The following is a 12,600-nucleotide window of genomic DNA, read 5'->3' as shown; positions in this document are numbered from 1 at the left end:
CGCAGAGTTCAGCTGCGCGGCAAATGCTGCTGACGGGCGAGGATGCTCGCCACCCGCTGCGGTTTGCAGTCCAAGTACGCGGAGCCCTTTAACCAACGTTGGTTGGAGTGCCAGGCGAAGAGAAACTGCCCGCCCTTGAGCTGATCAACCACCATCCGCGCCACCTCCGGACGCACCGCCGGACAACCCAGGCTACGGCCAATCCTACCCTGGCTTTGCACCAGGCTCGGGCTGACATATGACGCACCGTGAATAACGATTGCACGCTCACGGGCCAAATCATTCAGCCCAGGCTCCAGGCCATCCATGCGCAGAGAATAACCATGCTTGCCGCTGTAGCTTTCAGCGGTGCGGAACAAACCCAGGCTGGTCTGATTACTGCCCAGACGGTTGGAGAACGCCTCTGCAAAGTTCTCACCTGATTTACGACCGTGGGCAACAAAATCACGCAGCAGCAAGCGCTTGCGCTGCAGGTCAAATATCCACAACCGCCGCTCAGTCGAGGGTCGCGAATAGTCGATTACTGCCAGACGACGAGCAGGTTCTGCACCATGATTCACCGCACACTGCATCGCCGCCACAGCATGCCGCAGCGCCTGCTGATCGAGCCCAGGGGCAATCCGCGCCAGGTCCCTGAACAACCCATCCTGCTCTGCTGCCGTCACCGACAGTGGCATGCAAAACAGCCATACCCCCACCATACAGAACCTGCCGAAACGTCCAAACATATGCGCAAATACCCCTAATGCTGTGGACGTCCTGTCACAAGATCCAACCACGACCCGCCTATACTGGCTGCAGCTAACCTGCTTTTAGGCCAAGGACTGGAATAGTAGATTGTTCAAAAAACGCACACTTTACCTGAGCGTTGCCTTGCTCACCCTGCCACTGGTCGCCAATGCCGCCGAAGCGCCTTTTGCCACCAGTGCCGACCTGCGCCCATTACTGGCTCAACTGACGCAGCACTGCAGTGCGTTACCGGCAAGCCTAGACGAGAATGCCCGGCACCTGCTGCAGGCCTTTTATGCCCAACGTGACGGCCAGCCCGCCTGGCAAAGTGGCGAACAACTGCTTCAGCTGCGCGAACAGCTTGCGCAGTTGGCTGATGACGGCCTGCAGCCCAGCGACTATCTGCTACCCAGCCTGGTCGAAGAAAGCTTTGACGAGCAACGCGACTGTGCGGAGCTACTGACCAGTCACAGTTACCTGCAAGCCCTACTGCATCTGCGCCGAGGTCGTTTGCAACAACAGCGCTTAGAGCCGCTGTGGCAAGCGGCAGGACACATCAATCCGGACCCGCAACTGGCGACGCTCTCGCTTGCCCTACTGCACCTGAACGCACCAACAGTGGCCTTTGCCAGCGCACGACCGAGCACAGTGCAGTACCAGCGACTGCGCAGCGCATACGCGCAACAACGCCGGCGGCCACTACAGATTTGGGCGACGCTGGCCAGCGGTCCGCTGCTCAAGCCCGGCGGCAAGGATGCGCGACTGCCAGAATTGCGCACACGCCTAGTTGCCCAAAACTACCTGACTGCCCCGTTAGAAGAACTGGGCAGTACCTATGATCTGGCCACGCAGAGAGCCCTGGAGACTTTTCAGCGCGACCACGGCCTCAACCCCGACGGCATTCTCGGCCCCGCCAGCCTGGCCGAGCTAAACATCAGCGCACAGATGCGCCGGGAACAACTGCGCGCCAACCTCGAGCGCCTGCGCTGGCTGGCCGACCCCATGGGCGATGCCGAAGTGCTGATCAATGTCGCAGCCGCCGAAATCCAGGTTCGACGCAACAACCAGCTGCTCTGGCGCAGCCGCACCCAGGTCGGCCGCGCCGAACGGCAAACGCCACTGCTTGCCTCAAGTATTGTGCGCCTGACCCTCAATCCGACCTGGACCGTGCCGCCGACCATTCTGCGCGAAGACAAATTGCCTGCTATTCGCGACGACATCAGCTACCTGGAACGGCACCAGATGAGCGTGCTCGACCGCGACGGCAACCTACTCGACCCACACAGCATCGACTGGGAAGCTCCAGGTGCGATTCGCCTGCGTCAGTCGGCTGGCACTCATAACCCACTCGGCCGCGTCGCTGTGCGCTTCGACAACCCGTTTGCGGTCTATTTGCATGACACTCCCAGCCAGCAGCTGTTCAGCAAAGCCCCACGTGCGTTCAGCTCGGGCTGTGTACGGGTCGAGGCCGTCGACACCCTGCTCGCCTGGCTGCTCACTCCGGATGAGCTGAGCAGCGTGCAGACGCGTATCGCCAGCGGCGAAACCCAGCAATACCGTCTGCAACATCCGGCACCGCTGCTGATTGCCTACTGGACGGTCGAAGCCAGAAAGGACGGGACCCTGCGCTACTACCCGGACATCTATGCGCGCGACGCGCGCCTGATAAAAGCCCTGGCGCCAAACGTGCACTGATCGGTAGCCATGACCGTTGATCGGCACACTCTGCAACGCCATCGACAGCAGCGCCAATGCCAACTGTGCTTAAATACCTGAACAGCTAATCCGCAGATTAAAACCCGCCAAGGAGCTACATCACATGGAAATCGGCAGCGTCATTTTTCTCTTTGTCGGCCTCGCCGTCGCCATCGTCTTTATGGGCTTCAAGGTTGTGCCACAGGGCTATGAATGGACAGTGGAGCGCTTCGGCCGCTACACCAACACCCTCAAGCCGGGTCTGAACATCATCGTACCGATCATGGACAAGATCGGCCGCAAACTGAACGTGATGGAAAACGTGCTGGATATTCCACCGCAGGAAGTGATCACCGCCGATAACGCCACGGTGCAGATCGACGCCATTTGTTTTTTCCAGATCATCAACTCGGCTCAGGCGGCGTACGAGGTGAACAACCTTGAGCACGCCATCCGCAACCTGGTGATGACCAATATCCGTACCGTGCTCGGCTCCATGGAGCTGGACGCCATGCTCGGCCAGCGTGACGCGATCAACGAGAAGCTGCTGCGCACCGTCGATGAAGCCACCGCGCCCTGGGGCATCAAGATCACCCGTATCGAGATCAAGGACATCAGCCCGCCCGCCGACCTGATGGCCGCCATGTCCGGGCAGATGAAAGCCGAACGGATCAAGCGCGCACAGATTCTCGAAGCCGAAGGTCTGCGCGCTGCCGCCATCCTCACCGCCGAAGGGCAGAAACAGGGCGACATCCTCAAGGCCGAAGGCCAGCGCCAGGCCGCCTTCCTCGAAGCCGAGGCGCGCGAACGTGCCGCCCAGGCAGAAGCCGAAGCCACGCGCATGGTTTCCGAAGCCATCGCCCAGGGTAACGTGCAGGCGGTCAACTACTTCGTCGCGCAGAAATACATCGAAGCCCTCGGTCAGCTGGCCAGCGCCAACAACAGCAAGGTCATCCTAATGCCGCTGGAAGCCAGCCAGGTCATCGGCGCAGTCGGCGGTATCAGCGAAATTGTCAAAGCCACCTTCGGCGAGAAGAAGGGTTAAAGCATGTGGGACTTTTTACAGCACCTGTCGTACTGGAACTGGCTGGCGTTCGGCACGCTGCTGCTGATTCTCGAAGTGTTCGGTGCCGGTGGCTATCTACTGTGGATCGGACTGGCCGCCGCCAGCGTCGGCCTGTTGACCTTTATCTTCCCGGGCCTGCCTTGGGCTGCGCAGTTCATCCTGTTCGGCCTACTCTCGATACTGACGGCAGTGTTCTGGTGGCAGCGCCAGCGCAGTGCTGCCAAGCCTTCCGACCAGCCGGGGCTGAACCAGCGCGGTAGCGAATTCGTCGGCCGCACCTTCGTCCTGCACGAAGCGATTAATGGCGGACGCGGCAAGATCAAGGCCGGCGACAGCCTCTGGCTGGTAATCGGCAACGACCTGCCAGCCGGCACACCAGTACGGGTGGTGGGGCAGGATGGCGTGCTACTGCAAGTCGTTGCCGCACAGCCGGACTGATAGCCAAGACTGTAAACGACAACGCCCCGCATTGCGGGGCGTTGTCGTTTAACCAAGAACTTTATGCGTCGCTGTCAGCGCTAGCCTTGTAAGCGACCGCATCCAGCAGCTTGTCCAGCTCGCTGGCGTCGCTTGGCTTGAGCTTGAAGAACCAGCTGCCGTACGGGTCGCTGTTGACGCTTTCCGGGCTATCAGCCAGGCCGTCATTGATCGCGATCACTTCACCAGAAACCGGCGCATAAATGTCGGAGGCAGCTTTTACCGACTCCACCACACCAGCTTCCTGACCGGCATTCAAGGTCTTGCCGACTTCCGGCAGCTCGATGAATACCACATCACCCAGGGCCTCCTGAGCGTGATCAGAAATGCCTACGGTAACGCTGCCATCGGCTTCCAGGCGCGCCCACTCGTGGCTGGCGGCGTAACGCAGATCGGCGGGGATAGTGCTCATGTGTCGTTCCTCATCTGACATGACGGCGACCACGCCGTCATGGAAATTTAGCAGGCCTTGGCCATACCGAAAGAAAGTCTTTAAAAACCTGACGCACCGTTGCAAAACGGGCGTTCTCGACCATCCATGGCCAGTTCAAGGCTTAGATAAGCGCCTTGCCGTTACGCACAAACGTCGGCTTGACCACCCGCACCGGGTACCACTTGCCGCGAATCTCTACCTCGGCACGCTCACTGGTAGCCGCCGGCACACGGGCCAGGGCGATGGATTTACCCAAGGTCGGCGAAAAACTGCCGCTGGTAATCTCACCTTCGCCCACCCCTTCAACTCGCACCACCTGATGCGCACGCAGCACGCCGCGCTCTTCCAACACCAGACCGACCAGCTTGGAGGCAACACCTTCGACCTTCTGTTTCTGCAGCGCGGCGCGGCCAACAAAGCCACGGCTGGCCGGCTCCCAGGCGATGGTCCAGGCCATATTGGCGGCCAGCGGGGTAACACTTTCGTCCATATCCTGCCCGTAAAGGTTCATCCCGGCTTCCAGGCGCAGGGTATCGCGCGCACCTAGACCAATCGGGGAAATCCCGGCACCGACCAGTTCATTGAGGAAAGCCACCACTTCGCTGGCCGGCAACATGATTTCCAGACCGTCTTCTCCGGTGTAGCCGGTGCGGGCGATAAACCACTCGCCATCGGGCTGGCCTTCGAAGGGCTTGAGACTCTGGATCAGGTTGGCGCGGGACTGGCTGACCAGCTCGGCAGTCTTGCTGCGTGCCTGCGGGCCTTGAATGGCCAGCATCGCCAGTTCGGCACGCTCTTGCAGCTGCACGTCAAAATCGACGCTCTGCAGGCGCATCCAGGCCAGGTCCTTGTCGCGGGTCGAGGCATTCACCACCACGCGGTAACCGAAGTCGGTGAGGTAGACGATCAAATCATCCAACACCCCGCCCTGCTCGTTGAGCATGCCACTGTAGAGGGCTTTACCGATGCTTTGCAGGCGCTCGATGTCGTTGGCCAGCAGGTGTTGCAGGTAGGCCTTGGCCTCGCTGCCACTGACATCCACCACGGTCATGTGCGACACATCGAACACCCCGCAGTCGCGACGCACCTGATGGTGCTCCTCGACCTGCGAGCCATAGTGCAACGGCATGTCCCAACCGCCGAAGTCGACCATCTTGGCACCCAAAGCGAGGTGCAGGTCATAGAGCGGTGTGCGCTGTCCCATAAGTGTCTCCTTGCGGGCTGGGCAGTGCAGCGGCAACCTGGCTGAGCCCACAAAACCGGGCGCTGGCACGGGCTATCAAGAAGATCGGCCGCTGCGAATGGCGCGCATTGTAGCCGCAAGACCGGGGGCGGTCATCTTGGTCTTGCCTGTACTGAAGAAGCCTGGCGGGTTACGCCGCTACTCGGCTAACCCGCCCTACCCGTGACGCCGCGCCGAACGGCGGATCAGCAGAATCACCGGCAACAGCCCGACCAGCACCAGCGTCAGGGCCGGCAGGGCGGCGCGTGCCCACTCACCTTCGCTGGTCATTTCAAACACCCGCACCGACAGCGTGTCCCAGCCAAAGGGGCGCATCAGCAGGGTGGCGGGCATTTCCTTGAGCACATCGACAAACACCAGCAACGCCGCCGACAGCGCGCCAGGTACCAGCAACGGCAGGTAGACCTTGAAGAACAGCCCGACGCCGCCGACGCCGAGGCTGCGTGAGGCTTCCGGCAAGGACGGACGGATACGCGCCAGGCTGTTTTCCAGCGGACCATAGGCCACCGCCATAAAGCGGATCATATAGGCTAACAACAGTGCCGATAGGCTGCCAAGCAACACCGGCTTGCCCGCGCCGCCGAGCCAGCTGGACAGCGGAATCACCAGCTCACGGTCGAGGTAACTGAACGCCAACATGATCGCCACCGCCAGCATCGAGCCCGGCAGGGCATAACCCAGGTTGGCCAGACCAACGGTGGAGCGCATTAGCCGAGTCGGTGCCAGACGCCGGGAGAACGCCAACAGCAATGCCACGCTGACGGTGATCAACGCCGCCATCGCGCCCAGATACAAGGTGTGCAGGATCAATGCACTGTAGCGTTCATCCAGATCGAAACGGCCGCGCTGCCAGAACCAGACGATCAACTGCAGCACCGGAATAACAAAGCCGCAGGCAAACACCAGACCACACCAGGCGCTGGCGGCCAGGGCCTGGCCGCCCTTGAGGTGATACAGCGCCTTGCCGCGCGGCCGCTCGTTCACCGGGCGTACTGCACCGCGGGCGCGGCGTTCGCCGTAGAGCACCAGCATCACTGCAAGCAGCAGCAGGCTGGCCAGCTGGGTGGCACTGGTCAGGCTGTAGAAGCTGTACCAGGTCTTGTAGATCGCCGTGGTAAAGGTGTCGAAGTTGAACACCGCCACCGCGCCGAAATCCGCCAGGGTTTCCATGATTGCCAGTGCCAGGCCGGCACCAATCGCCGGTCGCGCCATCGGCAGGGCGACACGCCAGAACGCCCGCCAGGGGCTCAGGCCGAGTACCCGTGCAGCCTCCATAAGGCCCTTGCCCTGGGCCAGAAAGGCATTGCGCGCGAGCAGGTAGACGTAGGGATAGAACACCAGTACCAGCACGATGATCACCCCGCCGGTGGAACGCACGCGGGGGAAGCGCACACCGCTGCCGAACCACTCGCGCAGCAGGGTTTGCAGCGGGCCTGCGAAATCCAGCAGGCCGACAAACACGAACGCCAGTACATAGGCGGGAATGGCAAACGGCAGCATCAGTGCCCAGTCCAGCCAGCGCCGTCCGGGAAACTCACAAAGGCTGGTGAGCCAAGCCAGGCTAACGCCGAGCAGCGTCACGCCCACGCCCACGCCGAGCACCAGCATTAGCGTATTGCCGAGCAGGCGCGGCAACTGGGTTTGCCACAGATGCGCCCAGATCTGCTGGTCGACCTCGTGCCAGCTAAACATCAGCACGCTCAGCGGCAGCAGCACCAGCAAGGCAACGGCAAAGGCGATGGGGTACCAGCGGCGCTGGGCAGGATGGGCCACGCAGAGTCCTCTACAGCGGAAAAGACAACGCCCCGCAAAAGCGGGGCGTCGGCAGTATAAAGCCAGTTACGTAGGATGGGTTGAGCGCAGCGATACCCATCAATTCGACTGCGATGGGGATCGGCGCTACGCGTCTCAACCTACGCGGCCCGACCCACCCTACGAGTGCCGATCAATTCCAGCCAGCGCGATCCATCAGCATGGTCGCTTCAGCCTGACGCTTGCCGGCCACTTCGGTGGCAATCGAGTCAGCTTTGAACGTGCCCCAAGCAGCGACTTCCTTGGACGGTGCGACCGCCGGGTTGGCCGGGAACTCCTGGTTAACGCCGGCGAAGATGGTCTGCGCTTCTTCAGTGGTCATCCACTCCAGCAGCTTGCGCGCTGCTTCGGCGTGCGGTGCGTGCTTGGTCACACCGGCACCGGCCAGGTTGACGTGCACACCACGGTCGTTCTGGTTCGGCCAGTACGGTTTCACCTTCAGGTCTGGCTGCTGCTGGTGCAGGCGACCGTAGTAATAGGTGTTGGTGATGCCGACGTCGCACTGACCGGCGTCGATGGCCTGCAGCAGCGCGGTGTCATCGGCGAATACGTCGGTGGCGAGGTTGTTGACCCAGCCCTTGATGATTTCTTCAGTTTTGGCCGCACCATGGGTTTCGATCAGGGTGGCGGTCAGCGACTGGTTGTAGACCTTCTTGCTGGTACGCAGGCACAGGCGGCCTTCCCAGTTCTTGTCAGCCAGGGCTTCGTAGGTGCTCAGCTCGCTCGGTTTAACTCGCTCGGTGGAATAGAAGATGGTCCGTGCACGCAGCGACAGGCCAGTCCAGCTGTCAGTGCCGGAGCGGTACTGAGCCGGGATATTGGCAGCGATCAGCTCGGATTGGGTCGGTTGCAGCACGCCTTGCTGCTCAGCTTGCCAGAGGTTGCCGGCATCCACAGTGATCAGCAGGTCGGCCGGGGTGTTGGCACCTTCGGCTTTCAGGCGAGCGATCAGCGGCGCTTCCTTGTCGGTGATGAACTTCACCTGAACCCCGGTCTTGGCGGTGTAGGCATCAAATACCGGCTTGATCAGCTCGTCGATACGCGAGGAATACACCACCACTTCATCGGCGGCCTGCACAGTGCTGGCCAGCGCGGTGAGAGAAAGTGCGGCGAACAAGCCTTTGCTTACCTGCATGTAGAGTGCCTCTTGGTATGGACGAGTTAAGATGCCAAATAGTAGTGAATAGCATTTAGGTTCTCAACTCGTTATCCATTTAAACCTGTAACAAGCGCCTTCAATCCTCCTTAGGCTACCGCCTGCTGCGCGGCCAATTGCTTGGCCTGCTCACGCAACACAAACTTCTGTACCTTGCCGGTGCTGGTTTTCGGCAGGTTGGTGAACACCACACAGCCCGGCACCTTGAAGCGCGCCATGCGCTGCTGACAGAACGCGATCACCTCTTCGGCGGTCAGCTCTGCGCCCGGCTTAAGGGTGACGAAAGCGCAGGGGGTTTCACCCCATTTGGCGTGGGCCATGGCCACTACGGCAGCTTCAAGGATCTGCGGATGGCGATACAGCACGTCTTCCACCTCGATGGAGGAGATGTTTTCGCCGCCGGAGATGATGATGTCCTTGCTGCGATCCTTGATCTCGACATAACCATCGGCATGCCACACCGCCAGATCGCCGGAGTGGAACCAGCCGCCGGCAAAGGCCTCGGCAGTGGCTGAGGGGTTCTTTAAATAGCCTTTCATCACCACGTTGCCGCGCATCATGATCTCGCCGATGGTCTGGCCGTCTTTCGGCACCGGCTGCAGGGTATCCGGGTCGGCCACCATCAGGCCGTCGAGCAGCGGCGCACGTACGCCCTGGCGGGATTTCAGGCGCGCACGTTGTTCCGGGCTCTCACTGTCCCACTCGCTTTTCCACTCGCAGGCCACGCTGGGGCCGTAGGTTTCGGTCAGGCCATAGACGTGGGTGACGCGAAATTCCAAGGCTTCCATGGCTTCGATTACCGCTGCGGGTGGTGCGGCGCCGGCGGTGAGCACTTTGACCGGCTGGATCTTCAGGGCTTTTAAAGCCTCATCGGCGTTAGCCAACATATTCAACACGATGGGCGCACCGCAGAAATGGTCAACGCCATGCTCGGCAAGCGCCGGGTAGATGGCCTCGGCACGCACATGACGCAGGCACACATTTACCCCGACATAGGCGGCCAGCGCCCACGGGAAGCACCAGCCGTTGCAGTGGAACATCGGCAGCGTCCACAAGTACACCGGGAAACGGCTCATGTCCCAGCACATGGCGTTGGACAGCGCATTCAGGTGCGCGCCGCGATGGTGGTAAACCACGCCCTTGGGGTTGCCGGTGGTGCCTGAGGTGTAATTGAGCGAGATCGCCTGCCACTCGTCGGCCGGCAACTGCCAGGGGTAATCTGCATCGCCTTCGGCAAGCAGCGCCTCGTAATCCAGCTGGCCGATCAGCAGACCTTCGGCATATTCCGGGTCGTCGATGCCAATCACCAGGGGCGGTTGCGGCAGGTGACCAACCACACGCTGGGCCAGTTCGCCGAACTCCTTGTCCACCAGCAGCACTTTGGCTTCGCCATGCTGCAGGATAAAGGCGATGGCTTCGGCATCCAAACGGGTGTTGATGGCATTCAGCACCGCGCCGCACATCGGCACGCCAAAATGCGCCTCAAACATCGCCGGGCCGTTAGGCGCGATCACCGCCACCGTGTCGCCCAAGCCGATGCCGCGCTGAGCCAGCGCCGAGGCCAGACGAATACTGCGGCTGTAGGTTTCGCCCCAGGTTTGGCGCAGGCTGCCATTGATCAGCGCCAGGCGCTGCGGGTAAACGCTGGCGGCACGCTCAAGAAAGCTCAGCGGGCTGAGCGCCTGAAAATTAGCCGCATCGCGGGGCATGCCGTATTCGTAGGGATTGACGCTGTGCATTGTTGTTCTCCAGCTGGGCCTTTATGCGCAGAAACCATAACAGCCATAGGGTTTTAGCGATGCGCTACCTTGGTCGAAACCGTGACTTGCAAGTCAGCAATCACGTCAGCATAGGCATCCGAACAGCCATGCTGGTCGCTTGATCGCGGCGTAGTAACCGCCACAGAGCGATTCGGCCTGTGTGACAAGCCTCCATAGCTTTATCTCGGCTTGTCTGGCGTTATCTTTTCAAGGAGTTATCGAGTGACCTCACGCTTACCTGTGATCGTTGGTTTTGGTGGCTATAACGCGGCTGGGCGCAGCTCCTTCCACCATGGTTTCCGCCGTACCGTTATCGAGTCCATGGACACCCCCGCACGCCAGCAGACCCTGGCCGGCCTGGCGGTGATGATGAAGCTGATCAAGGTAGTCGACGGCGGCTATCAGGATGACGCCGGCAATGCTTTGAGCCTGGCCGAGATCGACGCTCACTTCGCTGAGCAGATTCTCGCCTCGACCCTGGTGCGCCGCATCGGAAAACAGCACCTGGATGTCGATGCCGCACACTGGCAGAAGACCATCGACATCAGCGCCACCGCCGGCCAGCCGCTGAGTTTTATCACCCTGCGTAAACACCTGCCGGACCCGCTGCCGTCGGATTGGACAGTGGATGAGCTGAACGCCAGCGAAGTGCTGGTGACCCTGCACGACAACTGCGAATTCAAGGTCGACAGCTACCGCGCCCTGCCGGTGAAATCCGCCGGGCAGCTGCCTACTGGCTTCGAGCCGAGCGAGCTGTATAACGCGCGCTTCCACCCGCGCGGCCTGGCCATGACCATCGTCGGCGTCACAGATGCGCTGCGTGCGACTGGTATCGAGTGGCAGACCATCATGCAGCACGTAGCCCCGGACGAAGTCGCGGTGTTCGCTGGCAGCATCATGAGCCAGCTCGACGAAAACGGCTTCGGCGGACTGATGCAGTCGCGCCTCAAAGGCGGCCGAGTAACCGCCAAACAGCTGGCCCTGGGCCTCAACACCATGCCGGCGGATTTCATCAACGCCTATGTGCTGGGCAGCGTCGGCACCACCGGCAGCGTCACCGGCGCCTGTGCCACCTTCCTCTACAACCTGCAAAAAGGCATTGAGCTGATCAGCTCGGGCAAGGCGCGAGTGGCCATCGTCGGCAACAGTGAGGCGCCGATCAATCAGGAGTGTATTGAGGGTTACGGTGCCATGGGAGCCCTGGCCACCGAAGATGGCCTGCGCCAAATCGAAGGCAACGACACCGTGGATTTCAGCCGCGCCAGCCGCCCGTTTGGCGAAAACTGTGGGTTCACCCTGGCTGAGGCCTGCCAGTTCGTGGTGCTGATGGATGATGAGCTGGCCCTGGAGCTGGGCGCAGACATCCACGGCGCGGTGCCGGATGTGTTTATCAACGCCGACGGCTTCAAGAAGTCCATTTCCGCCCCCGGCCCGGGCAATTACCTGACCGTGGCCAAGGCCGTGGCCAGCGCCGTGCAATTGCTGGGTATCGACGCGGTGCGCGAACGCAGCTTTGTGCATGCTCACGGATCCAGCACCCCGGCCAACCGGGTGACCGAGTCGGAAATTCTCGACCGCATCGCCAGCGCCTTCGCCATCAAACAGTGGCCGGTAACGGCAGTGAAGGCCTTTGTCGGCCACTCCCTGGCCACCGCCAGTGGCGACCAGGTGATCTCCGCGTTGGGCAGCTTCAAGTACGGCATCATTCCGGGGATCAAAACCATTGATGCAGTCGCCGAAGACGTGCACCAGCAACACCTGAGCTTCGCTACCAGCGATCGCACCCGCGCACCCGAAAAACTGGACCTGTGCGTGATTAACTCCAAAGGTTTTGGCGGCAACAACGCCAGCGCCTTGCTGCTGGCACCGCATGTAGTCGAACGTATGCTGCGCAAGCGTCATGGTGAGACCGCGTTTGCCGCTTACCTGCAACGCCGCGAAGCCACTCGCAGGGCGGCCCAAGCCTACGACGCGCAAGCACTGCTGGGTGATCTGGGGATTATCTACAACTTCGGCAACGACCTGATCGACGACCAGCAGATCGAGATCAACTGCGAGCAGATCAAGGTGCCGGGCTTCGCCCAGCCGCTGGTGTTCAAGAAGGATGGGCGCTACGACGATATGCTCGACTGAGCCGAACCACCGCCGAGAATGTAGGAGCGGGCTGGCCCGCGATCAGAACCATCGCGGCCATGGGCCGCTCCTACAGATTATGAACAACGTAGGATG

General features: G+C 61.2%; 10 protein-coding genes. 4 read left to right on the top strand and 6 right to left on the bottom strand.

Going from position 1 to position 12,600, the window contains the following annotated elements; translation table 11 throughout:
- Positions 1–8: 8 nt before the first annotated feature.
- Entirely contained in the window at positions 9–677 is a 669-nt protein-coding gene (locus ACIGEK_RS05070; protein WP_397492239.1) for a murein L,D-transpeptidase catalytic domain family protein, read from the bottom strand.
- Positions 678–837: 160 nt separating this feature from the next.
- On the opposite strand from ACIGEK_RS05070, the gene ACIGEK_RS05065 reads away from it, so the two are divergent.
- The 3 genes from ACIGEK_RS05065 (at position 838) to ACIGEK_RS05055 (ending at position 3,928) form a co-directional block, all read left to right on the top strand.
- Complete coding sequence (locus ACIGEK_RS05065; RefSeq protein ID WP_397492238.1) at positions 838–2,424, top strand: murein L,D-transpeptidase; 1,587 nt, start codon at positions 838–840, stop codon at positions 2,422–2,424.
- 124 nt (positions 2,425–2,548) lie between these two features.
- Positions 2,549–3,469 (top strand): SPFH domain-containing protein, encoded by a 921-nt coding sequence (locus ACIGEK_RS05060; RefSeq protein WP_397492237.1) that lies wholly within the window; start codon positions 2,549–2,551, stop codon positions 3,467–3,469.
- Between the two features lie 3 nt (positions 3,470–3,472).
- Positions 3,473–3,928 carry an NfeD family protein gene (locus tag ACIGEK_RS05055; RefSeq protein WP_397492236.1) on the top strand — a complete coding sequence of 152 codons (456 nt, stop codon included), beginning with the start codon at positions 3,473–3,475 and terminating at the stop codon, positions 3,926–3,928.
- Between the two features lie 61 nt (positions 3,929–3,989).
- Here the strand turns inward: ACIGEK_RS05055 and gcvH are convergent, their stop codons facing one another.
- The 5 genes from gcvH to ACIGEK_RS05030 form a co-directional block, all read right to left on the bottom strand.
- The gene (gene gcvH, locus ACIGEK_RS05050) at positions 3,990–4,379 is read right to left on the bottom strand and encodes a glycine cleavage system protein GcvH (RefSeq protein ID WP_397492235.1); all 390 of its coding nucleotides are present in this window, start codon (positions 4,377–4,379) and stop codon (positions 3,990–3,992) included.
- Between the two features lie 142 nt (positions 4,380–4,521).
- Positions 4,522–5,604 (bottom strand): glycine cleavage system aminomethyltransferase GcvT, encoded by a 1,083-nt coding sequence (gene gcvT, locus ACIGEK_RS05045; protein ID WP_397492234.1) that lies wholly within the window; start codon positions 5,602–5,604, stop codon positions 4,522–4,524.
- 195 nt (positions 5,605–5,799) lie between these two features.
- Positions 5,800–7,416, bottom strand: a complete 1,617-nt coding sequence (locus ACIGEK_RS05040; protein ID WP_397492233.1) for an ABC transporter permease — start codon at positions 7,414–7,416, stop codon at positions 5,800–5,802.
- 172 nt (positions 7,417–7,588) lie between these two features.
- Positions 7,589–8,590 carry an extracellular solute-binding protein gene (locus ACIGEK_RS05035; RefSeq protein WP_397492232.1) on the bottom strand — a complete coding sequence of 334 codons (1,002 nt, stop codon included), beginning with the start codon at positions 8,588–8,590 and terminating at the stop codon, positions 7,589–7,591.
- A gap of 110 nt (positions 8,591–8,700) precedes the next feature.
- A complete protein-coding gene (locus tag ACIGEK_RS05030) occupies positions 8,701–10,350 on the bottom strand; it encodes an acyl-CoA synthetase (protein ID WP_397492231.1) in 1,650 nt (549 codons plus the stop codon).
- Positions 10,351–10,593: 243 nt separating this feature from the next.
- Here ACIGEK_RS05030 and ACIGEK_RS05025 point away from each other — a divergent pair, with 243 nt between their 5' ends.
- On the top strand, positions 10,594–12,504 hold the full coding sequence (locus ACIGEK_RS05025) for a beta-ketoacyl synthase (protein WP_397492230.1): 1,911 nt from the start codon (positions 10,594–10,596) through the stop codon (positions 12,502–12,504).
- Positions 12,505–12,600: the final 96 nt, after the last annotated feature.

The organism is Pseudomonas sp. NPDC079086, from assembly GCF_044542155.1.
Lineage (GTDB): Bacteria > Pseudomonadota > Gammaproteobacteria > Pseudomonadales > Pseudomonadaceae > Aquipseudomonas.
The sequence above is the reverse complement of the archived record's forward strand: the minus strand, read 5'-3'. Positions and strand labels throughout refer to the sequence as shown.

Bases quoted from the DNA above. Each gene is read 5' to 3' on its own strand.
- ACIGEK_RS05035 (WP_397492232.1), bottom strand. From the start codon at position 8,590: ATGCAGGTAAGCAAAGGCTTGTTCGCCGCACTTTCTCTCACCGCGCTG.
- ACIGEK_RS05055 (WP_397492236.1), top strand. From the start codon at position 3,473: ATGTGGGACTTTTTACAGCACCTGTCGTACTGGAACTGGCTGGCGTTC.
- ACIGEK_RS05060 (WP_397492237.1), top strand. From the start codon at position 2,549: ATGGAAATCGGCAGCGTCATTTTTCTCTTTGTCGGCCTCGCCGTCGCC.
- gcvT (WP_397492234.1), bottom strand. From the start codon at position 5,604: ATGGGACAGCGCACACCGCTCTATGACCTGCACCTCGCTTTGGGTGCC.
- gcvH (WP_397492235.1), bottom strand. From the start codon at position 4,379: ATGAGCACTATCCCCGCCGATCTGCGTTACGCCGCCAGCCACGAGTGG.
- ACIGEK_RS05070 (WP_397492239.1), bottom strand. From the start codon at position 677: ATGCCACTGTCGGTGACGGCAGCAGAGCAGGATGGGTTGTTCAGGGAC.
- ACIGEK_RS05030 (WP_397492231.1), bottom strand. From the start codon at position 10,350: ATGCACAGCGTCAATCCCTACGAATACGGCATGCCCCGCGATGCGGCT.